This is a genomic window from Achromobacter xylosoxidans, assembly GCF_002192695.1.
Classification (GTDB): Bacteria; Pseudomonadota; Gammaproteobacteria; order Burkholderiales; family Burkholderiaceae_B; genus Achromobacter; species Achromobacter xylosoxidans_C.
Genome location: NZ_MTLG01000083.1, coordinates 87,558 through 107,320, shown reverse-complemented (window position 1 = coordinate 107,320; position 19,763 = coordinate 87,558). Strand labels below are relative to the sequence as shown.

20 protein-coding genes are annotated in these 19,763 nt (G+C 68.0%); 10 read left to right on the top strand and 10 right to left on the bottom strand.

Annotated features, from left to right (window positions below):
* Positions 1 to 2: 2 nt before the first annotated feature.
* The gene (locus tag BRO63_RS19765) at positions 3 to 1,568 is read right to left on the bottom strand and encodes an ABC transporter substrate-binding protein (protein WP_088141430.1); all 1,566 of its coding nucleotides are present in this window, start codon (positions 1,566 to 1,568) and stop codon (positions 3 to 5) included.
* A gap of 53 nt (positions 1,569 to 1,621) precedes the next feature.
* Positions 1,622 to 2,413, bottom strand: coding sequence for a class II aldolase/adducin family protein (locus tag BRO63_RS19760; RefSeq protein WP_256943359.1), 792 nt, complete (start codon positions 2,411 to 2,413; stop codon positions 1,622 to 1,624).
* A 172-nt stretch (positions 2,414 to 2,585) separates the two neighbouring features.
* Here BRO63_RS19760 and BRO63_RS19755 point away from each other — a divergent pair, with 172 nt between their 5' ends.
* Together BRO63_RS19755 and BRO63_RS19750 are read left to right on the top strand one after the other, a co-directional pair.
* Complete coding sequence (locus BRO63_RS19755; protein ID WP_088141429.1) at positions 2,586 to 3,311, top strand: GntR family transcriptional regulator; 726 nt, start codon at positions 2,586 to 2,588, stop codon at positions 3,309 to 3,311.
* Positions 3,308 to 4,336: a histone deacetylase family protein gene (locus BRO63_RS19750; protein WP_088141428.1), complete on the top strand. Its 1,029-nt coding sequence runs from the start codon at positions 3,308 to 3,310 to the stop codon at positions 4,334 to 4,336. The genes BRO63_RS19755 and BRO63_RS19750 overlap by 4 nt, the downstream gene beginning before the upstream one ends.
* On the opposite strand, the gene BRO63_RS19745 is transcribed toward BRO63_RS19750, so the two are convergent.
* From BRO63_RS19745 to BRO63_RS19715, 7 genes are all read right to left on the bottom strand, one after another.
* A complete protein-coding gene (locus BRO63_RS19745; protein WP_088141427.1) occupies positions 4,270 to 4,674 on the bottom strand; it encodes a Rieske (2Fe-2S) protein in 405 nt (134 codons plus the stop codon). The genes BRO63_RS19750 and BRO63_RS19745 overlap by 67 nt on opposite strands.
* Entirely contained in the window at positions 4,649 to 5,521 is an 873-nt protein-coding gene (locus BRO63_RS19740; protein ID WP_088141426.1) for an intradiol ring-cleavage dioxygenase, read from the bottom strand. Before BRO63_RS19740 ends, BRO63_RS19745 begins: the two co-directional genes overlap by 26 nt.
* 9 nt (positions 5,522 to 5,530) lie before the next feature.
* Positions 5,531 to 6,991 carry an aldehyde dehydrogenase family protein gene (locus tag BRO63_RS19735; RefSeq protein WP_088141425.1) on the bottom strand — a complete coding sequence of 487 codons (1,461 nt, stop codon included), beginning with the start codon at positions 6,989 to 6,991 and terminating at the stop codon, positions 5,531 to 5,533.
* Between the two features lie 36 nt (positions 6,992 to 7,027).
* Positions 7,028 to 8,047, bottom strand: coding sequence for a hydroxyquinol 1,2-dioxygenase (locus tag BRO63_RS19730; protein WP_088141424.1), 1,020 nt, complete (start codon positions 8,045 to 8,047; stop codon positions 7,028 to 7,030).
* 35 nt (positions 8,048 to 8,082) lie between these two features.
* Positions 8,083 to 8,577 carry a hydroxyquinol 1,2-dioxygenase gene (locus BRO63_RS19725; protein WP_088141423.1) on the bottom strand — a complete coding sequence of 165 codons (495 nt, stop codon included), beginning with the start codon at positions 8,575 to 8,577 and terminating at the stop codon, positions 8,083 to 8,085.
* 68 nt (positions 8,578 to 8,645) lie between these two features.
* Entirely contained in the window at positions 8,646 to 9,614 is a 969-nt protein-coding gene (locus BRO63_RS19720; protein WP_088141422.1) for a Bug family tripartite tricarboxylate transporter substrate binding protein, read from the bottom strand.
* A 50-nt stretch (positions 9,615 to 9,664) separates the two neighbouring features.
* Positions 9,665 to 11,242: an alkaline phosphatase family protein gene (locus BRO63_RS19715; RefSeq protein WP_088141421.1), complete on the bottom strand. Its 1,578-nt coding sequence runs from the start codon at positions 11,240 to 11,242 to the stop codon at positions 9,665 to 9,667.
* 140 nt (positions 11,243 to 11,382) lie between these two features.
* Between BRO63_RS19715 and BRO63_RS19710 the strand changes: the two genes are divergently transcribed.
* The 6 genes from BRO63_RS19710 to BRO63_RS19685 all read left to right on the top strand — a co-directional run bounded on the left by BRO63_RS19710 (position 11,383) and on the right by BRO63_RS19685 (position 16,871).
* A complete protein-coding gene (locus tag BRO63_RS19710; RefSeq protein WP_088141420.1) occupies positions 11,383 to 12,201 on the top strand; it encodes an IclR family transcriptional regulator domain-containing protein in 819 nt (272 codons plus the stop codon).
* A 292-nt stretch (positions 12,202 to 12,493) separates the two neighbouring features.
* Positions 12,494 to 13,369 carry an NAD(P)-dependent oxidoreductase gene (locus BRO63_RS19705; RefSeq protein ID WP_088141419.1) on the top strand — a complete coding sequence of 292 codons (876 nt, stop codon included), beginning with the start codon at positions 12,494 to 12,496 and terminating at the stop codon, positions 13,367 to 13,369.
* 57 nt (positions 13,370 to 13,426) lie between these two features.
* Positions 13,427 to 14,392: a Bug family tripartite tricarboxylate transporter substrate binding protein gene (locus BRO63_RS19700; RefSeq protein WP_059379934.1), complete on the top strand. Its 966-nt coding sequence runs from the start codon at positions 13,427 to 13,429 to the stop codon at positions 14,390 to 14,392.
* Between the two features lie 34 nt (positions 14,393 to 14,426).
* Positions 14,427 to 15,104, top strand: a complete 678-nt coding sequence (locus BRO63_RS19695; RefSeq protein ID WP_088141418.1) for an RraA family protein — start codon at positions 14,427 to 14,429, stop codon at positions 15,102 to 15,104.
* Positions 15,101 to 16,147 (top strand): hydroxyacid dehydrogenase, encoded by a 1,047-nt coding sequence (locus tag BRO63_RS19690; RefSeq protein ID WP_256943358.1) that lies wholly within the window; start codon positions 15,101 to 15,103, stop codon positions 16,145 to 16,147. Before BRO63_RS19695 ends, BRO63_RS19690 begins: the two co-directional genes overlap by 4 nt.
* Positions 16,148 to 16,220: 73 nt before the next feature.
* Complete coding sequence (locus BRO63_RS19685; protein WP_088141417.1) at positions 16,221 to 16,871, top strand: GntR family transcriptional regulator; 651 nt, start codon at positions 16,221 to 16,223, stop codon at positions 16,869 to 16,871.
* Positions 16,872 to 16,880: 9 nt separating this feature from the next.
* Here BRO63_RS19685 and BRO63_RS19680 read toward each other — a convergent pair whose 3' ends face one another.
* Positions 16,881 to 17,552, bottom strand: a complete 672-nt coding sequence (locus tag BRO63_RS19680) for a TetR/AcrR family transcriptional regulator (RefSeq protein WP_088141489.1) — start codon at positions 17,550 to 17,552, stop codon at positions 16,881 to 16,883.
* Between the two features lie 147 nt (positions 17,553 to 17,699).
* Here BRO63_RS19680 and BRO63_RS19675 point away from each other — a divergent pair, with 147 nt between their 5' ends.
* Together BRO63_RS19675 and BRO63_RS19670 are read left to right on the top strand one after the other, a co-directional pair.
* Positions 17,700 to 18,911 (top strand): Tm-1-like ATP-binding domain-containing protein, encoded by a 1,212-nt coding sequence (locus tag BRO63_RS19675; RefSeq protein ID WP_088141416.1) that lies wholly within the window; start codon positions 17,700 to 17,702, stop codon positions 18,909 to 18,911.
* Between the two features lie 11 nt (positions 18,912 to 18,922).
* Complete coding sequence (locus tag BRO63_RS19670; protein WP_088141415.1) at positions 18,923 to 19,753, top strand: phosphoenolpyruvate hydrolase family protein; 831 nt, start codon at positions 18,923 to 18,925, stop codon at positions 19,751 to 19,753.
* Positions 19,754 to 19,763 lie beyond the last annotated feature (10 nt).

Below are 19,763 nucleotides of genomic sequence, written 5' to 3'. Positions count from 1 at the left end.
GTTCAGGCCAGCTTGGCGCGCGCCAGGCTGTCGTTCAAGCCTATGCCTGAATTGATCAGGTTCTTGATGTTGTTGCGGTACAGGGTGGGGAACTGCAGCTCGAGCAGCCAGGCCACCGGCACCTCGTCCACCAGCACGCGCTGCACTTCCTCGTACAGGCGGCGGCGCGCCTCGGGGTCGGCTTCGCGCGAGCCGCGTTCGAACAAGTCGTCGACCTTGGGATTGCTGTAGCCCTCGACGTTGTTCCAGGGCGAGCCCTTGGCGATGGTCGACGTGAGGTAGTTGCGGGCCACGCCCAGCGCGGCGTCGCCGTACTGGTAGAGGTAGCAGAAGGCGATGTCGTAGTCCCAGTTGGCGGTCTTTTCGCTCCAGCCGGCCACGTCGGTGGCGGTCATTTCCAGTTTGATGCCAGCCTCGGCCAGGTTCTGCCGCGCGATCTCGGCAAAGCGCTGCCAGGTCTCGCCATAGGGCAGCGGCAGCAGGCGCAGGGTCTGGCCCTTGTAGCCGGCTTCCTTGAGCAGTTGCCTGGCACGGGCCAGGTCGCGCGGATACTTGGTCACCTGGTCGGTGTGGTAGCGCACGGTGCTGTTGAACGGGCCGGTGGCCACCTTGCCGAAGCCGTACCAGGCCACGTTGCGCATGGCCTCGCGGTCCAGCGCGTACATGATGGCGCGGCGCACCCGCACGTCGGCCAGCACCGGGTTGCGGTTGTTCAGCCACATGAAGGAATGGGGGCCGAAGAACTCCCAGCCCTTGGTGGTGATCTCCACATTGGGCAGGCCCTTCAGGCGCGCGATGTCGAAGTACTCGACGGTGCCGCCGGGCAGCACGTCCAGCTTGCCGGATTCGAATGCCGCCGAGCGCGAGGCCGCGTCGGGAATCACGTGGAAGTACAGCGTGTCCACGTTGGGCACGGCCGGCTCGTGGTATTGCTCGTTGCGCACCAGCTGGATGTACGAGCCGCGGCGCCATTCCTTGAACTTGTAGGGGCCGGTGCCGATGGGCGTGTTGTTGGCCGGGTTGGCCTGGAAGTCCGTGCCTTCGTAGATGTGGCGCGGCACCATGGGCATGGTGCCGACCTCGAACAGCCCGAGGAAGGGGGCGAAAGGGCGCGGCAGGCGGAATTCCACCGTGTGCTCGTCCAACGCCTTGATGCTGTCCACGAAAGCCAGGCCGGCGCGCAGGCGCGCATGGGTCTTGCGCAGGAACTGGTCGACGCTGAACACCACGTCGTGCGCGTTGAAGGGCTTGCCGTCGTGCCACAGCACGCCTTGCTTGAGCTTGAAGGTGTACACGGTGGCCGTGTCGTTCACGGTCCAGGAGGCCGCCAGGCCGGGCATGGGCTCCAGCTTTTCGTCGTAGCGCAGCAGGCCCTCGTAGATATTGCCGCCGATCATCTGGGTGGGGCCGTTCTGGATGATGCCCAGCATGAGGCCGGACGGTTCCGGCTGCACGGCGATGTTCAGCACGCCGTTGCGGGCGGCGGCTGACCACGCGGGCAGGGCGGCGCTGCCGCTCCACCAGCCAGCGGTGGCGGCGCTGGCGATCAGAAAGTCGCGACGGTTCATGAGGTTCTCCTGGAGTCGTGGGGCGAAGCGGCAGATGGAGCGGCGCGCGCGGTTCAGGCGCGCGGCGCGGCGGGAGCGCTGGACGGGGGAGTCACCAGCTTGAGCAGCGCGCGCCATTCGCGTTCGCTGGGATCGGTGGCGCCGGGCAGGCGGTTGGTGTCGCCGCTGGCGTATTGCCGCGCGGTCTTCTCGCTGACCTGCGGACTGACCGGGTAGGTCGCCTGGCCGGTGGCCTGGATCGCCAGCTGGACGCGGCAGGCGCGGTCCAGGTTGAGCATGAGGATGAAGGCCTCGGCGACCGTGGCGCCGATCGTGAGCAGGCCGTGGTTGCGCAGGATCATGGCCTTGTGCTGGCCCAGGTCGGCGACCAGGCGCTCGCGCTCCTCCAGGTCCAGGGCGATGCCCTCGTACTCGTGGTAGGCGACCCGGTTGTAGAACTGCAGCGCCCATTGGTTCACCGGCTGCAGGCCGCAGGCGAGCGAAGACACGGCCACGCCCGCGACGGTGTGGGTGTGCAGCACGCAGCCCGCGTCGGCGCGTCCCATGTGCACGGCGCTGTGGATGGTGAAGCCGGCCGGGTTCACATCGTAGGGGGTGGGCGCGACGGCGGTGCCGTCCATGCCGACCTTGACCAGCGAATCCGCGCTGATGTCGCGGAACAGGTGGCCGTAGGGGTTGATCAGAAACGCGCCTTCCTCGCCCGGCACGCGCGCCGAGATATGGGTGTAGATGCTGTCGTCCATGCCGAAGTGGGCCGTCAGGCGATAGCACGCGGCGAGATCCTGGCGGGTCTGCCACTCCGCCGCACTCATGGACTGCGGCGCGGTGTCGAGGGAAGTGACCATACATGCGTCCTTGGTGAGTTCGGCCGCGGTGGCGGGCCGGATGCGAAGGATTATGCGTCGATCGTCAACTGTCGACAGTTAGCAGTAACACTGATATGCTGAGCGAAAATGGGGTGCTATATAGCTGACGCCTTACCGCATTTCCCTACCCCAGACCGAGACAGAACCCGCCATGCCCGCAACTCCGGACGCCGCCAGCCCCTTCGAATCCGTCAATGTTCCCGACCTGGTCGGCGTGGTCGAGGACCGGCTCACCCAGGCCATCGTGCAGGGCCGCCTGCCGCCCGGCAGCCGCGTGGTGGAAGCCGAGATCGCGCGGCAGATGGCGATCAGCCGCGCGCCGGTGCGCGAGGCCTCGCGCCGCCTGGAGCGCCAGGGCATCCTGGTGTCCAAGCCGCGCCGCGGCTTCTTCGTGCGGGATATGTCGGTGCGCGAGGTCGACGACCTGTTCCAGGTCCGCCTGAGCCTGGAACTGACCGCCGTGGCAGCGGCCTGCCAGCATGCCGACGCCGCCGGCCTGGCGCGCCTGAAGGACCTGCTGGCGCTGATGATGGCCGAAGCCGCGGACGCGCCACAGCACCGCCGCATCGAGCTGGACCTGAGCTTTCACACCCTGATCTGCGAACTCTCGGGCAACGCCTATCTGCTGCGTCTGTTCTCCAGCACCCAGACCGAGATGCGCATGATCATTTCGCTGATCGACAACGTCTACCAGGATCCGGAGATGGTGGCGGCCACGCACCAGCCCATCCTGGACGCCTTGGCGCGGCGCGATGCACAGGCCGCCCAGGCCTGCATGAAAGTCCATCTGGACGATGCCTGGCAGCACGTCCGCAACCTGTTCGTCTCGCAGCATGGCGGGGCGGGCGACAAGCCCAGGGGCACGGCAAAACCATGAAGGTCGTCCACAGCGATAAGCATCAGCTCCACGATCCCCAGTTCTTCATCGCGCGCGGCAAGGTCAAGCGCAGCAACGAGCAGCCCGAACGCGGCGCCCGCCTGCTGGCCGCGGCGCGCAACGCCGGGCACGAGATCATCGCGCCGGACGATTACGGCGCCGGTCCGCGCGCCGCCGTGCACACGCCGCAGTATCTGCGCTTCCTGGAAACGGCCCACGCCCGCTGGCGCGAGCTGCCCGATGCTTCGGACGAAGTGATCGCGAATGTGCATCCCTTTCCGGGCGAGCCCTGCGCCTATCCCGAACACATCGTGGGCCTGGCGGGGTATCACATGGGCGATACCGCGTGTCCGATAGGCGCCGGCACCTGGGAAGCGGCGGTCTGGTCCGCGCATTGCGCCACCCATGCCGCCCGGCTGGTGCTGGACGGCGAGCGCGCGGCCTACGCCTTGTGCCGCCCGCCCGGCCACCACGCCTATACCGAACGCGCCAACGGTTTCTGCTACCTGAACAACACGGCCATCGCCGCGCAGTACCTGCGGGGCGCGCATCAGCGCGTCGCGATCCTGGACCTGGACGTGCACCACGGCAACGGCACCCAGGGCATCTTCTACCGCCGCCCGGACGTGCTGACGGTGTCGCTGCACGCGGACGCCTACAACACCACGCCGTTCTTCGTGGGCCATGCGCACGAGACCGGCGCGGGCGACGGGCTGGGCTACAACATCAACCGCCCCTTGCCCGTCGGCACCGGCGACGCAGGCTATCTGGCCGCGTTGCGGCGGGTCTGCCTGGAAATCCAGGCCTTTGCGCCGGGCGCGCTGGTGGTCGCGCTGGGGCTGGACGCGCACGAGAAGGATCCCTACAAGGGGCTGGCCGTGACCACCGGCGGCTTTGCGGCCATCCTGGCCCAGGTGGCCGCGCTGGGCCTGCCCACGGTGCTGGTGCAGGAAGGCGGCTACCTGTCGGACGACCTGGGGCCCAACCTGGCCAGCGCGCTGGGCGGCTTCGAGTCCGCCGCGTAGACCTGGCCGGCGGCCACGCGCAGCGGTTGCGGATCCAACGCCGCGCCCTGGCAGGGGCCTTCGATGCAGAGCCCGTCCTCGAAGCGGAACAGGGCCGAATGATGCGCGCACATCAGCACCTGGGCCTCATAGGTGAGGACGGCGCCGTGGGCCGCGTCCAGCGTGACGGAGAAGTGCGGGCAACGGTTTTGGTAACCCCAGACCGTTGCGCCCCGCCGCAGCAGGATCACCGGCCGCGCGTCGATCCGCACCGTCAGGGAGCCGCCATCCGGAATGTCCTCGACCCGGCACAACGCCGCCCCGGCCGCGTGTTCAAGCGCGGGGCAGCACGAAGTCATAGCGCCCCTCGAGGAAGTCCGACTCGAATCCGTAGCGCCGGCCCAGCGGCGAGTCCGCGCCCTGCCGGCCGTATTGCAGCACCAGCGATGGCTTCACGCCGAACACCGCGTCCGACGCGAGATACGGATCGCCGGCATTGAACAGATGGGTGACGAGCCGCTGGTGTCCCGGCGCGTCGATCATGAAATGCAGGTGCGCGGGCCGGAAGATGTGCCGGCCGGTCGCCGCCATCATGCGGCCGACGGGACCGTCGCCCGGGATCGGATAGGACACGGGCAGGATGGTGCGGATGGCGAAACTGCCGTCCTCGCCGCTGCGGTAGCGGCCGCGCAGATTGCCTTGCGGCTGGTCCCGATCCTGGCCCGAGTACATGCCATTGGCGGCCGTCTGCCACACGTCGAGCACCGCGCCGGCCAACGGCCGGCCTTCGGTGTCGCGCACGGTCCCGTGCACCAGCGCGGGCTCGCCCGGCGTTTGCGCCATGTCCTCGCCCGGCGCGCGGTCGGGCATGCCGGCGATGTAGAACGGGCCGAACACCGTGCTCTCGGTGGCCTGGCCCGGCTTGCGGTGGTTGATGGCGTCCACCAGCATGGACACGCCCAGCGTGTCGGACAGCAGGATGAACTCCTGCCGCACCGCGCCGTCACAGATCTGGCCGGTCTCGGTCAGGAACCGGATCGCGGCCATCCATTCGGCCTCGGTGGGCTCGACGTCGGCAACGAAGGCGTGCAGATGCCGCACCAGGGACTGCATCAGCTGGCGCAGCCTGGGATCCGGCGTCTGGGCGAAGGCGGCGGCGACCGTGTCGGTCAGGGCGGTTTCGGCGTTCGGCATGGCAGGGTTCATGGCGGCTCCTCAGCGCTTGAAATGCGGCGGCACGGCGGCGTCCACATTGACCCACACGGACCTGGCCTCAGTGTAGTCATGCATGGCTTCGAAGCCCATCTCGCGTCCGTAGCCCGACTGGCCCACGCCGCCGAACGGACTGCCGGGATTGACGCGCTTGTAGCAGTTGATCCAGCACATGCCGGCGTGGATGGCGCCGGCCATCTTGTGGGCGCGCGCCAGGTCGCGCGTCCACAGGCCGCTGCCCAGGCCGTAGTCGGTGGCGTTGGCGATGGCGAGCGCTTCCTCGTCGCTGCCAAAGCGCAGCACCGTGACGAAGGGGCCGAAGACTTCTTCCTGCGCGACGCGGTCCTGGGGCCGGGCTTCGACGATGGTGGGCGCGACGTAGTAGCCGCGGGCCAGTTCGCCGCCGGGCGCCTTGCCGCCGGCCAGCAGGCGCGCGCCCTGTTCGGCGGCGATACCCGTGTAGGACAGGACCTTGTCGCGGTGCTGGGCCGAGGTCAGCGGACCCATTTCGGTGTCGGGCGAGCGCGGGTCGCCCAGGCGGATGGAGTTCGCCAGCGCCGTGAAGCGATCGAGGAACGCGTCGGCGATTTTTTCATGCAGCATCAGCCGCGAGCCCGCGATGCAGGCCTGGCCCTGGTTGTGGAAGATGGCCCAGGCCGCGCCGTTGATGGCGGCGTCGAGGTTGGCGTCGTCGAACACGATGTTGGCGCCCTTGCCGCCCAGTTCCAGCTGCACGCGCTTGAGATTGCCCTGGGACGCTTGCACGATGCGGCGGCCGGTGGCGGTGGATCCCGTAAAGGCGATCTTGCCCACGTCGGGATGTTCCGCCAGCCGTTGGCCCGCGGTGTGGCCGTAGCCGGGGACCATGTTCACCACGCCTTCCGGGAAGCCCGCCTGGGCCATCAGCTCGGCGATGCGCAGGGTCGACAGCGGCGTCAGTTCAGAGGGTTTGAGCACCACCGTGTTGCCAGCGGCCAGCGCCGGGCCCAGCTTCCAGCTGGTGAACATCAGCGGGAAATTCCATGGCACGATCTGGCCGACCACGCCGATGGGCGCGCGCTGCACGTAGTTGAGGAAGCCCGCTTCCACCGGGATGACGCTGCCCTGCAGCTTGTCGGCCATGCCGCCGAAGTAGCGGAAGCAGCCCGCGGTGCGCGGCACGTCCAGGCCGCGCGTGTCGCGTATCGGATGGCCGGTGTCCAGCGTTTCCAGCTGCGCCAGTTCTTCCGCGTTGGCTTCGATCAGGTCGGCCAGCTTGAGCAGCAGGCGTCCGCGTTCGGCCGCCGCCATGCGCGACCAGGCGGGAAAGGCGCGCTGCGCGGCGGCTACGGCGCGGTCCACGTCTTCGGCTTCGGCGGCGGCGATGGCGGTGATGAGGGTTGCGTCGTGCGGATTGAGCACGTCTATCGTGCCGCCGGCGGCGGCGTCCACGAAGCGGCCGTCGATAAAGAGTTTGTTCTGCATGGCTCTGGATACGTGATGAGTGGAAGGGGGGCGGATTCAGAACTCGACCGGGTAGGGCGCGAGTTCGCCGCTTTCATACCGCTGAGGCAGGTCGGGGGTGGCGTTCTCCCAGACCAGCAGCATCGAACGCTTGGTCGAATAGCCCTGGTGGCGGATGTCGGCGGGCATGGCGCAGATGTCGCCGGCGCGCATGGTGACGCGGGCGCGCGGCGCGCCGGTGTCCTTGTCGCCGATGTCCCAGACGATCTCGTCGGACAGCTGCAGGAACCATTCGACGCGGTCGTTGCCGTGGAACACCGGCAGGATGAATTCCTCGGTGGTGGGGCAGAACAGGCTGGCGCCGCAGACGGAAGTGACCGAGGGGTTCCAGGTCACGTCCGAGCGCGACAGGTACTTGAACAGGCTGAACGCGTGCAGCGCGCCTTCGTAGCCCGGTTCGGCCTGGATCTGCGGCTCATCCTGGGTCACGTCGGCGAAGGCCCGGTTGACCGGCAGGTCGTCGCGCAGCGGCGAGTCTTCCGGCAGGCCCGGCATGCGCCGCGTGGCGATGCGCGAGCGCTCGATGGCGGCGATGTTGTCGCCATGCTTGCGGCCAAAGGCGGAGCCGGTTTCCTCGGGCGCGGCGAACGGATCGAAGCCTTCGTTGGTCCAGTCGTGCAGCATGGCCTTGAAGGTGGCCATGATGAGCGGCGTGTCGAAAGTCTCCGTGTAGTCCACGCCCGCGGCCTTCATCACGCCGTTGAACGAGCCGGCGTAGACGTCGACCTTGCCGTAGTGGTTGCGGGTGCCGAACACGTGGTCGAAGTTGACCCAGCCATAGAAGAAGCCCCAGGCCACGTCGCGCATCAAGGCCCGCAGGAAGGCGTCGGCCGCGATGGCGTGGGTGCGCGTCTGGCCCTTGGAAGGCCAGTGCACCTTGACGAAGTACTCGTCGCGGGTGAAGGTGAACGCGCCGAGGTCGAAGCGCTTGTAGCCGGTGGCGGCGTCGGCGGCGCCAGCCGCGACTTTGCCGGCGGCGAAGGAAGGGGCGGGAGCGGGGGTGTCCAGCATGGCCATATCGGTACTCCTGAAAGGGAAATGGGGGTAGCGGCTTACTGCAGGCAGATGTCCGCCCACTTCTCGACGGACAATTCGCCGGCGCGGGTCTGGACCAGCAGCACGCCCGGATACGGCGCCGTAAAGCGGTAGGCGCAGCCGGCGGGTAGCAGGCATTGGTGCCCGCGGCCGAGCAGCACGCGGCCCATGGGCTTGCCGGCGGGGGCGGCGCCCGCCAGCACCGTGCCGTCCGCGGCTGCGGGAGGCTGGGCCAGCGCCAGGAACTCGACCTGGGCCTGGCCGTCCATCAGGATGGCGAACTCGTCGTGGCTGCAGGCGTACCAGGGCGACACGCCTTCGGCGCGCAGGGTTTCGATGACGTATTCCAGGTTCTTGCCGACGACCACCTTTTCGTAGGGCGCCGAGTTCGCGGCTACCTCGAAGATGTTGGAAAAGACGTAGTGGCGCGGCGAGCCTTGCGTGATCTCGATCGAGCCCTTGCGGTAATCCGTCAGCGAGCCGAAGACGGTGGTCGGTGTTGCGGTGTTCATGGAGCCTCCTGTGTCAGATGGAACCGCCCGCGCGGCGAAGTGGCGCGGACGATGGGGGGGCGGGCGTGTCAGTCCACCTTGAGATTGATCTTGAGGATGACGGCGGTCCATTTGGCGGCGTCCTCGCGCAAGCGCAGCGCGGTGGCATCGGGCGATTCGGGCTGCGGATCCAGGTCATTGCCTTGCAGCTTCCGCTTCACCTCCGGCAGCGCCAGGGCGCGCGCCACTTCCTCATTCATGCGTTGCACGATGCCGGCCGGCGTGCCCTTGGGCGCGAACAGCATTTCGCGGAAGGTGGCGTCGTAGCCGGCCACGCCCGCCTGCTGCATGGTCGGCACGTCCGGCGCCTGGACCGAGCGCGCGCTGCCCGACACCGCCAAGCCGTGGAGCTTGCCGGCCGCGACGTAGGGCGCGACCACCGGAGAGGCCAGATAGCCGCAGGGCACCTGCCCGGCCAGCACGTCCTGCGTGGCGGGCGAGGGCCCCTTGTAGGGAACGTGCAGGATGTCCAGGCCGGCGTCGGACAGATAAAGCTCCATCGCCAGGTGGCCGGGCACGCCCTGGCCGCCGGAGGCATAGCTGAGGGCGCCGGGCGTCTTCCTGGCCCGCGCGTCCAGCTGCGCCAGCGTTTGCAGGCCCGAAGCGGCCGAGCACACCAGCATCTGGTTGAAATTCGCCAGCGCGACCACGGGCGTCAGGTCCTCGGCCTTGAAATTCAGCTTGCGGTAGATGGCGGGATTGATGGTGACGACGGTGTCGGGCGCTTCGAGAAAGGTGTAGCCGTCGGCCGGCGAACGGACCACCGCTTCGGCGCCGATGTTGCCGCCCGCGCCGGGCCGGTTCTCGATGATGACCGGTTGCTTGAGCGACTGTCCCACTGCGTCGGCCACGATGCGCGCCGCCGTGTCGCCGGGTGATCCGGCGGGAAAGGCGACCACGATGCGGATGGCGCGCGTGGGCCATTCGTCTTTTGGCTGGGCGTGCGACGCCGTGCTGGCGGCGATACAGGCTGCCAGCGCAAGTACTTGCGGTTTCATGCTGTCTCCTGACGTTTATTTTTCAGGCGCGCGGGTCTGGGCGCGCTGCGCTACCACCTGCCGATATGGATGCCGGCGGAATCCTCCTTGCGTGTCCATCCCGTCATGGCGGCGTGGCTGACGGTGGGATGGATCTTGCGGTTGCGCAGCCAGTCGAACAGCATGGCCTGGTAGCGTTCCCGGACCGGCGCGTGCGCAGGGTCCGCGCCCAGGTCGTCGTACTCGTCGGGGTCGGCGCGCAAGTCGAACAGCTGCGGGCGCAGGCCTTCGAAATGGACGTACTTCCATTCGTGGTCGCGCACCATGATGGTGTGGCAGCCGTCGGCGGGACGGCCCAGCGGTTCGCGCACGAAGTCGCGGAACGCGTAGTTGTTTTCCGAGAACACGGCGCGGCGCCAGCCGGCGGGCTGTTCGCCGCGCAGCAGCGGCAGCAGGGAACAGCCTTCGAGGATATGGTCGGGAATCTCCGCGCCCATGGCGTCCAGGATGGTGGGCACCAGGTCTATGGCTTCCACCAGCCGTGATTCCACCGAGCCGCGGCGCGCGCCGGCGCCGGGCAGGCGCACGATCAGCGGCACCTTGGCCACGCAGTCGTGGAACAGCTCCTTTTCGCCCAGGTAGTGATCGCCCAGGTAGTCGCCATGGTCGCTGCAGAAGATGACCATGGTGTCCTGGTCGCGGCCGCTGCGCCGCAGATAGTCGAACAGCACGCCCAACTGGTCATCCACCTGCTTGATCAGGCCCATGTAGGTGGGAATCACGGTTTCGCGCACCTGGTCGCAGGAGAAATTCCTGCTGACCTCCGCCTGCCGAAAGCCTTGCAGCACGGGGTGCGCATTTTCGAGTTCGCGCGCCGCGCGCTTGGCGGGCTGCATGTCGTCGGGCGAGTACATGGCGTGGTAGGGCGCGGGCGCGACGTAGGGCCAGTGCGGCTTGATGTAGGACAGGTGCAGCACCCAGGGCCGCTCGCCGCTTTGCTCCATGAAGTCGATTGCGCGCCGCGTCATGTAGGGCGTTTCGGAGTCCGTTTCCGCGACGCGCGCCGGCAGGCCGGCATGGCGCATGTTCCAGCCGGACAGGATCTCGCCGTTGGCGCCCAGCGCCGAGTTGGCATGGTCGTGCCAGGGATTGGCGCCGTCGTAGCCTTGCTGGCGCAGGTATTGCGTGTAGCGGTGCGACTCGTCGCTGAAGCCTGGCGGCCAGATGCCGTCGTCGCGGTCGTAGGGCTCGAATCCGCCTTGCGCCGCGAGCAGGCCGCAGGCGCTCGCGGGGTCCACGCCCAGGCGCCGCATGCCGGCCTTGTCGGCCTCCACATGCGTCTTGCCCGCTACCGCGACGCGCACGCCCAGGGGACGCAGGTAGTCGCCCAGCGTCATTTCGCTGACGGGCATGGGCACGAAGTTCCACACCGCGCCGTGGCTGGTGACATAGCGGCCGGTGTAATAGGACATGCGCGACGGCCCGCAGACCGGGCCCTGCACGAAAGCGTTGTCGAAGCGCACGCCTTCGGCGGCCAGGCGGTCGATATTGGGGGTGTGCAGGCGCGGGTGTCCATAGCAGGACAGGTAGTCCCAGCGTAGTTGGTCGCACATGATCCAGAGCACATTGCGTACAGCCTGTCCGCTCATTCCCGCCTCTCTTCCCGTTCCGCCAGCCACCACGGCTTGCGTTAGACGCCACGATATTTCGCAGGGGCTGGGCGGCTCAAGCAGGTTTTGCTAGAGTTTCACTGAGTGAAATTTCCAGGCACGCGGAAATAGGGGGCGCAATGAGCCGTTGGACGCCGAAGGTGAAGACGATAGACGCGCTGGAGCGCGGCCTGATCGTGCTGGACGAGGTGCGCGCCACGCAGGGCGCGAGCCTGCATGAGCTGCACGCGCGCACCGGCTATGCCAAGGCCACGCTGCTGCGCATCCTGGCGACGCTGCAATTGCGCGGGCTGATCTGGCGGCGGATCGCCGACGACTATTTCTGTCCGGCCAGCTCGCTCAACGAGCCCAGCCGGCGCGCGCGCGTGCTGGATTTGCTGGGCCAGTGCGCGGCGCCCGAACTGGACCGCCTGCAGGCGGAGGTGCTATGGCCGTCGGACCTGACGGTGCGCCGCGGCAACGCCATGATCGTGCGTGAAACCAACCGCAGCCAGTCGTACTTCACTATCCGCCGCGACAACATCGGCTTCCAGATCAACATGCTGCGCTCCGCGGTGGGGCGCGCCTATCTGGCGTTCTGCGCCGACCACGAGCGCGATTCGATCCTGGCCGCGCTGCGCCGCAGCCGCCGCGAGGGCGACGCGCTGGCGCACGATTGCGCCGCCGTGGAAAAAATGCTGGAGCAGACCCGCCGCCAGGGCTATGGCCTGCGCGAGCAGCGTTTCGGCGGCGACTACGACAAGACCCGCAAGGACCAGAACGACAGGCTGGAGGCCATCGCCCTGCCTATCATGGCCGCGCCGGGGCGGCTCTACGGCTGCGTCAACATCGTGTGGATCCAGGGCGTGCGCTCGACCGAGCAGATGGTGGAGCAGTGCCTGGAGCCGCTGTGCCGCACCGCGCGGGCCATCTCCGCCGGCATGGTTCCGCGCGCCTGAGGCGTCCAGCAACGCACAGCCGTGGCTGCCTGCGGCGCAGTCGCGCGCATCGCGCCATCCCCCAACTCTGAACGACTGCGGACCATTGCGGCCACCTGCGCCAAGCCGGCGTACGTGCCGCAAGTCGCGGCGCCTGCGCGCGTCCGGTTCCCAGGCTTCTGGTGACGCCGTCTGGATCAAGAGATGTTTTTTTAATGTACTAAAAATAGAAAAAACCTAGGGTTTATACGAATAAAATCGCCAGAATTTTCATTCTATAAAGCATCATTGTTTTTTTATTGTATTTATAGAAATGAAAATTGCTTTGATGGGCTGCGGCGAGGTCGGTTCCTGCTATGCGCAGGCATGGCGCGACGCCGGGCATGCGCTGGTCGGGATCTGCGAGTTGCGGCAGGACGAAGAAATGGCGGGACGCGCCCGGCGTCATGGCGCCGGCTTGCACGCCGAGCCCGGGGCATGGCTGGGCGAGGCGGACATCGTCGTGTCGGCGGTGTATGGCCATGCGGCGCTGGAGATGGCGCGGCAGAGCTTCCCGCACATGCGCCCGGACGCCGTCTATGCCGACTTCACGACAGCCAGCGCGCCCGATATGCAGGCCGCCTCGGCGGCCGCAGCGGAACGGAACATCGACTTCACCGACGTCGCGATCATGGGCGCCATTGCCCTGCTGGCGGAACGCACGCCCTTGCTCTGCGCCGGGACCGGCACGGAGGCGGTGCTGCGGCTGGCAGAGAGCGGCGGGGCGCCGGCGCGCGCCATACAAGGCGCGGCGGGCGATGCCGTGCGCCTGAAGCTGCTGCGCAGCATCATGACCAAGGGCATGGAAAGCCTGGCCGTGGAATGCCTGGTGGCGGCCGAGTCCATGGGATTGAGAACCTCGCTTTACGAGGTGCTGGCGGACATCGACCAGACGCCGCTTACAGCCTTCATGGATTCGTTCGTCCGGTCCCACGTGCTGCATGCGCAGCGCCGGCAGGCGGAAGTCCGCGAGGCTCGCGAGCAACTGATCGAGGCGGGACTGGAGCCCCTGGTTCTGGACGGTGTCGAGCGGCTTTTCAGCCGCACCAGCCGAGGCATCCAGGATGCGCGGGCGAGTGGTGATTTCAATCTGCCGGATTCGGTCGAGGCGCGCCTGGCCTGGCTGACGGCTCTGGCGCGCGAGCGCTGAGCGCCGCGCGGCAACGCGGCGACATATTCAACAAGAACCCACTGTGTGAGGAAGACAATGAAGGTCCTGAAGAAACTCCTGGCGGCCACGCTCGTGCTGGGCTGCGCCGCCGCGAACGCGGCGGATATGGGCACGGCGCCCATCACGCTCATTTCCCCGTTCCCGCCCGGAGGCGGCACCGATACGCTGACCCGCATGATCGGCAGCGCGATCGGCCAGGACCAGGGTTGGAACATGGTGGTGGAGAACAAGCCGGGCGCCGGCGGCAACCTGGCGCTGGACGCCACCGCCCGCGCGCGTCCGGACGGCCATACGCTGGTGATGGCCCAGACCGACAACATCGTGCTGAATCCCTGGCTCTACAACAAGCTCAGCTACGACACGTTCAAGGATTTCAAGCCTGTGGGCCCCGTGGCGACCTCGCCGAGCGTGTTCGTGGTGCTGCCCGAATCCCCTTTCAAGACGGTCGGCGACGTGGTCAAGGCGGCACAGGCCCGCCCCGGCGTGGTTTCGCTGGGCATTCCCGGCATCGGCGGCACCGGCGACCTGACCGGCTATCTCTGGCGCAAGGCGGCGAACATCGAGTTGATGCACGTGCCGTACCGTGGTTGGGGCCAGGCGTTCCCGGACCTGGCCAGCGGCCGCATCGACATGTATGTGGGCTCGGTGGCTTCGCTGCTGCCGCAGATCAGAGGCGGCAAGGTCCGCGCGCTGGCCGTGGTTGCCAAGGAACGCGCGCCGGCCTTGCCCGACGTGCCCACGTTCGCGGAAAGCGGATTCAAGACGATAGACCAATCGATCTGGTGGGGCCTGATGGCTCCCGCCAAGACGCCGGACGACGTGGTTGCCGCGTTGAACAAGGCCTTGCAGCAGGTCCAGTCCCAGCCCGAACTGGTGAAAAAGCTGGAAGACGCCGGCTATAGCGTGCTCAAGGGCACGCCCGAGGATCTGGCGCGCCAGCACCGGGCGGACCACGAGATTTTCGGCAAGGTCGTGCAGGACGCCGGCATTCCCAAGCAGTAATGGCAACGCATTGCAATTCCCGACAGGAGCAAAAATGATCGGCTTTGAGATCCATGCCCGCAAGCGCGCGGTGAGCCCGCAAACCGTGGACCAGTTCAAAGGCGTGCCGGTCGCCAACATCAGCGACTGCATGTCGCGGATGACGGCCGGCGGCGCGCCCTTGCAGCCCATGCATGACGGCAGCCCGCTTGCGGGTCCGGCCCTGACCGTGCGCACCCGTCCCGGCGACAATTTGCTGGTGCACAAGGCGCTTGACCTGGCGCAGCCCGGCGACGTGATCGTGGTGGATGCGGGCGGCGACCTGACCAACGCCATCATCGGCGAAATCATGACCAGCTATGCGCAGAAGCGCGGCATCGCAGGCATCGTGATCAACGGCGCGATCCGCGATAGCGGCACGATCCGCCGCGGCGCGTTTCCCGTCTATGCGGCTGGCGTGACCCACCGGGGGCCCTACAAGGACGGGCCTGGCGAGATCAACTGCGTCATCGCCTTGAACGGCATGACGATTGCGCCGGGCGATCTGATCCTGGGCGACGAGGACGGCCTGCTGTCGATTCCGTTCGAGCAGACGGAAGCGGTCTACCTGGCTGCCCAGTCCAAGCACGAACTGGAAACGAAGATGCTGGCGGACATCGCGGCGGGTTCGCTGGATACGTCCTGGGTCGATGCCCGGCTCAAGCAGCTGGGTTGCGCGGAGGCGCGGCCGTGAGCCTGGCGCATCGGCTGCCGGACAGGATGCGCGTCGTCCGGCTGGATCTCTGGATCGACCCTGCGTTCGACGCGGGCATCGGACGCGAGGCGGCCCTGAGCCTCGAAGCGCTGCCCGCGCACGGCGATGCGGTCACGGCGGCGGGGTTGGCCTGCGCGCATGCCTATCATGTCAGCGCGGCCAAGGACGAAGTCCCCGCGCGCTGGCAGGTTACGGAAAGCCTGCTGGCGCGGTGCCCGGAGTTGCTTTGCGTTTCCTCGGGCGGCGCGGGCTACGACACCGTCGATGTGGCGGCCTGCACGCGGGCCGGCGTGGCGGTGGTGAACCAGGCCGGCGCCAATGCCGCGTCAGTGGCGGAAATGACGTTCGCCTTGCTGCTGTCGCTGGTCAAGCGCCTGCGTGAATCCCAGGCCGCGCTGCAGGCGGGGTCCGCCGCCTCGCGCGAGGCCCTGATGGGGCGCGAGATCGAAGGGCGCGCGTTGGGCATCGTGGGCATCGGTGAAATCGGCCGCCGGGTGGCGCGCATTGCCGCTGGCTTCGGCATGCGGGTCGTGGCCTGCGACCCGCTGCTGCCTTCCGACGAAATCCGGGCGCGCGGCGCCGAGCCCGTGAGCCTCGCGCAGCTGTTCGAGCAGGCCGACGTGGTGAGCCTGCACTGTCCACTGAATGACGACACGCGGGGCATGATCGGGATCGAGGCGTACGCCAGGATGCGTCCCGGCGCGCTGTTCATTTCGACTGCGCGCGGCGGCATCCATGACGAGCAGGCGCTGCTTGCCGCCTTGCAGGACGGGCGGTTGGCGGGAGCGGGGCTGGATGTCTGGAGCCAGGAGCCTCCCTTGCCCGGACATGGCCTGCTGCTGCGTTCAGATGTGGTGGCGACCTATCACACTGGAGGCGTCACGCACGAAGGCCGGCGCAAGGTTGCGGACGGATCCGCCCGCCAGATCATCGAAATGCTGGCCGGACGCCGTCCGTCCCGGCTGCTGAATCCGGAGGTCTGGCCCAGGTTCCTGGAGCGGCTCGCGCAACGCCAGCGCTGACGCGGCCAGGCGCGATTGCCGGGATAGGCTTCCGGTATAGTTCGGGAACCCGGAACTGGAGTCATGCGCCACTATGTCGAGCGCCCGCGATTACGTTTATGCAGAGTTGCGCCGCCGCCTGATGGCAGGCTCTTTCATGCCCGGCGAACGGCTGCGCGAAGAACACATCGCGGCCGAACTCTCCGTCAGCCGCACGCCGGTGCGCAGCGCGATCGAACGCCTGGTGACGGACGGCCTGGTCAAGCACGAAGGCCGGCGTGGAGCCGTGGTGCTGGGCTGGCAGGACCGCGACATCGACGAAGCGTTCGAACTGCGCATGCTGCTGGAGCCGTACTCCGCCAAGGCTGCCGCCGAACGGGCCAGCCCGGAGCAGATACAGGAACTCGAGCGCATCAATCAGTGCATGCTCGATGCCATCAACGCCGATGCGCCCGACAGCGTCGCGCAGGTGCAGCACTTCAACAACCAGTTCCACCACGCGCTGCTCGACGCGGCGCAATCCGCCCGGGTGCGGTCCATGGTGGAAAGCCTGCTGGACATGCCCATCATCATCGGCTCGTTCTACTTCTACACCAAGGACGACATGCTGCGCAGCGTGGAGCATCATCGCCAGATCATCGCGGCGCTGCGCGCGCGCGACGCGGAATGCGCCCAGATCGCCATGCGCTTCCACCTAGCCGCCACGCATCTGCTGTTCCGCAGCCACCGCAAGTCGGGCCAATAACCGGCGCGGCTATTCCCGGGCGCGCTTTCCTGGCGGCTTCTTTCCGGCTGCGGCCTCGGCCCGCGCCTGCGCGATGATGGCCTGGGCGGTCCAGCGCGCCACGTCGGTGAGTTCGGGCAGGTCCAGCTTCCAGATGTCCTTCAACACCAGGAACACCTCGGTGCCATAGACCAGCGACAGGGCCTGGGCCACGCGGTCCTGCTGCGCCGGCGTCAGCTCGGGCGCCAGCGGCGCGATGGCGCGCCTGAGGATATCGACGCGATGGCCGCGCACCAGCCGGGGCTCCGCGCCGGCGCGGCCGGCGCTGGCCTCGGCGTGCTGCTGCAGCGACACCATGATGGCGGCGCGCAACGGCGCTTCGTGCTCTGCCAACCGGGGGTAGGCGAAGCGCAGCAGTTGGTCGACGCGGTCGGCGGCGTCGGGCGCGGCCGAGTCCCAGGCCAGGATGGGCCCGAGGCTTTCGTCCACCACGGCGGCGATCAGCGCGCTCTGGCTGGGAAAGTAGCGGTAGGCGGTGGCGCGCGAGACCTGCGCGTGTTCGGCCAGCTCGGCCACCGACGGCGTGATGCCCTGTGCCATCAGCCGCTGCGCCGCGTCCAGCAGGATCTTGCGCATGCGCGCGCGCGGCCCGTGCGGGGGTTCGCCGCTGGCGGCGGCTTGCGGACTGGCGGGCGCGATCAGCCGCGCCGTGCCGGCCGAGGAGGGGGCGGGAGTTTGACGTGAGACAGGTGTCTCAGTATGATTCTTTCGTCTCATTTCTAGATTCTACAGGCCTCGCGGCCTCACATATCGAGGCGCGCACCGAGTGTAGCCGCCCGCGGAGGAGTCATGACGCATGCGAACCGGCGGGTCTACGTGGCCGCCACCTACGACACCAAGGGCCAGGAAGCCGAATACGTGATGGACCTGCTGCGCCGGGACGGACTGGATCCGGTCTCGGTGGACGTGTCCACCTCCGGCGCCGCCAGCGCGGCACAGGTACAGGCCAGTGAAGTGGCCGCCAGCCATCCGGAGGGCGCTGGCGCCGTTTTCACCGGCGACCGGGGCACGGCCATCGCGGCCATGGCGCTGGCGTTCGAACGCTATGCGGCCGGCAACGCCAGGATCGGCGCGCTGCTGGGCCTGGGCGGCTCGGGCGGCACCGCCCTGATCACGCCCGCCATGCGCGCGCTGCCCATCGGCACGCCCAAGCTGATGGTGTCGACCATGGCCTCGGGCAATGTCGCACCCTATGTCGGGCCCTCGGACATCGCCATGATGTATTCCGTGACCGACGTGGCGGGCCTGAACCGCATTTCGCGCCGGGTGCTGGCCAACGCCGCCGGCGCGATCGGGGGCGCCTTCAAGCAGGCCGCCAGCGCGGCCGCCGACGACGGCCGGCCCGCCGTGGGCATCACCATGTTCGGCGTCACCACCGCCTGCGTGCAGCAGGTGACGCCGTTGCTGGAGTCGCGCTACGACTGCCTGGTATTCCATGCCACGGGCACTGGCGGGCAATCGATGGAAAAGCTGCTCGACAGCCATCTGCTGGGCGGCGTGCTGGACCTGACCACCACCGAAGTCTGCGACTTCCTGTTCGGCGGCGTGCTGGCCTGCACCGAGGACCGCTTCGGCGCCGTGGCCCGCACCGGCCTGCCTTACGTGGGTTCCTGCGGCGCGCTGGACATGGTGAACTTCGGCGCCATGGACACCGTTCCGGAACGCTACCGCGGCCGCAAGTTCTATCCGCACAATCCGCAGGTGACGCTGATGCGCACCACCGTGGAAGAAAACGCCCGCCAGGGCGAGTGGATCGCCGCCAGGCTGAATCTATGCCAGGGGCCGGTGCGCTTCCTGGTCCCGGAAGGCGGCGTGTCCGCGCTGGACGCGCCGGGCCAGGCGTTCTGGGATCCGGAGGCCGACGCGGCCCTGTTCGCCGCGCTGGAGAAGAACCTCGTACAGACGGCCGACCGCCGCCTGGTGCGCGTGCCTTGCCACATCAATGACCCGCTGTTCGCCCAGACCGCGGTCGACCAATTTCTTGAAATCGCCACACACTGAGGACCGCCGCCATGCCGCGCTTTGACCGCAACGAACTCCTGGACAAGTATCGCGCCATGGTGCGCGCGCGCACGCCCATCGTCGGAGGCGGCGCGGGCACCGGCCTGTCGGCCAAGTGCGAGGAAGCGGGCGGCATCGACCTGATCGTGATCTACAACTCGGGCCGCTACCGCATGGCGGGCCGTGGCTCGCTGGCCGGCCTGCTGGCCTATGGCAACGCCAACGAGATCGTGGTGGACATGGGGCGCGAAGTCCTGCCGGTGGTGAAGAAGACTCCCGTGCTGGCCGGCGTCAACGGCACCGACCCGTTCTGCGACTTCGACGTGTTCCTGGACGACCTCAAGCGCCAGGGCTTTGCCGGCGTGCAGAACTTCCCCACCGTGGGCCTGATCGACGGCACCTTCCGCGCCAACCTGGAAGAGACCGGCATGGGCTACGCGCTGGAAGTGGACATGATCCGCCTGGCGCACAAGAAGGGCATGCTGACCACGCCCTACGTGTTCAACGAGGACGACGCGGTGGCCATGACGAAGGCCGGCGCCGACATCATCGTGGCCCACATGGGCCTGACGACCGGCGGCTCGATCGGCGCCGAAACCGCGCAGACGCTGGACGGCTGCGTGGCGGCCATCGACCGCATCGCCGCGGCCGCGATGGCAGTGCGGCCGGATATCATCGTGCTGTGCCATGGCGGCCCCATCGCCACGCCCGAGGACGCGGCCCACGTGCTGCGCGCGTGCAAGCATTGCCATGGCTTCTACGGCGCCAGCTCCATGGAGCGGTTGCCCACCGAACAGGCGCTGACCGCGGCAACGCGCGAATTCAAGAGCCTGACGTTCTGATACTGTCGTT

What these genes read in the sequence shown, in the direction of transcription:
- BRO63_RS19735 (WP_088141425.1), bottom strand. Translation starts at nt 6,991, where the DNA reads ATGCAGAACAAACTCTTTATCGACGGCCGCTTCGTGGACGCCGCCGCC.
- BRO63_RS19670 (WP_088141415.1), top strand. Translation starts at nt 18,923, where the DNA reads ATGCCGCGCTTTGACCGCAACGAACTCCTGGACAAGTATCGCGCCATG.
- BRO63_RS19740 (WP_088141426.1), bottom strand. Translation starts at nt 5,521, where the DNA reads ATGAACCCTGCCATGCCGAACGCCGAAACCGCCCTGACCGACACGGTC.
- BRO63_RS19710 (WP_088141420.1), top strand. Translation starts at nt 11,383, where the DNA reads ATGAGCCGTTGGACGCCGAAGGTGAAGACGATAGACGCGCTGGAGCGC.
- BRO63_RS19705 (WP_088141419.1), top strand. Translation starts at nt 12,494, where the DNA reads ATGAAAATTGCTTTGATGGGCTGCGGCGAGGTCGGTTCCTGCTATGCG.
- BRO63_RS19700 (WP_059379934.1), top strand. Translation starts at nt 13,427, where the DNA reads ATGAAGGTCCTGAAGAAACTCCTGGCGGCCACGCTCGTGCTGGGCTGC.
- BRO63_RS19765 (WP_088141430.1), bottom strand. Translation starts at nt 1,568, where the DNA reads ATGAACCGTCGCGACTTTCTGATCGCCAGCGCCGCCACCGCTGGCTGG.
- BRO63_RS19760 (WP_256943359.1), bottom strand. Translation starts at nt 2,413, where the DNA reads ATGGTCACTTCCCTCGACACCGCGCCGCAGTCCATGAGTGCGGCGGAG.
- BRO63_RS19725 (WP_088141423.1), bottom strand. Translation starts at nt 8,577, where the DNA reads ATGAACACCGCAACACCGACCACCGTCTTCGGCTCGCTGACGGATTAC.
- BRO63_RS19695 (WP_088141418.1), top strand. Translation starts at nt 14,427, where the DNA reads ATGATCGGCTTTGAGATCCATGCCCGCAAGCGCGCGGTGAGCCCGCAA.
- BRO63_RS19685 (WP_088141417.1), top strand. Translation starts at nt 16,221, where the DNA reads ATGTCGAGCGCCCGCGATTACGTTTATGCAGAGTTGCGCCGCCGCCTG.
- BRO63_RS19675 (WP_088141416.1), top strand. Translation starts at nt 17,700, where the DNA reads ATGACGCATGCGAACCGGCGGGTCTACGTGGCCGCCACCTACGACACC.
- BRO63_RS19750 (WP_088141428.1), top strand. Translation starts at nt 3,308, where the DNA reads ATGAAGGTCGTCCACAGCGATAAGCATCAGCTCCACGATCCCCAGTTC.
- BRO63_RS19715 (WP_088141421.1), bottom strand. Translation starts at nt 11,242, where the DNA reads ATGAGCGGACAGGCTGTACGCAATGTGCTCTGGATCATGTGCGACCAA.
- BRO63_RS19730 (WP_088141424.1), bottom strand. Translation starts at nt 8,047, where the DNA reads ATGGCCATGCTGGACACCCCCGCTCCCGCCCCTTCCTTCGCCGCCGGC.
- BRO63_RS19720 (WP_088141422.1), bottom strand. Translation starts at nt 9,614, where the DNA reads ATGAAACCGCAAGTACTTGCGCTGGCAGCCTGTATCGCCGCCAGCACG.
- BRO63_RS19755 (WP_088141429.1), top strand. Translation starts at nt 2,586, where the DNA reads ATGCCCGCAACTCCGGACGCCGCCAGCCCCTTCGAATCCGTCAATGTT.
- BRO63_RS19745 (WP_088141427.1), bottom strand. Translation starts at nt 4,674, where the DNA reads ATGACTTCGTGCTGCCCCGCGCTTGAACACGCGGCCGGGGCGGCGTTG.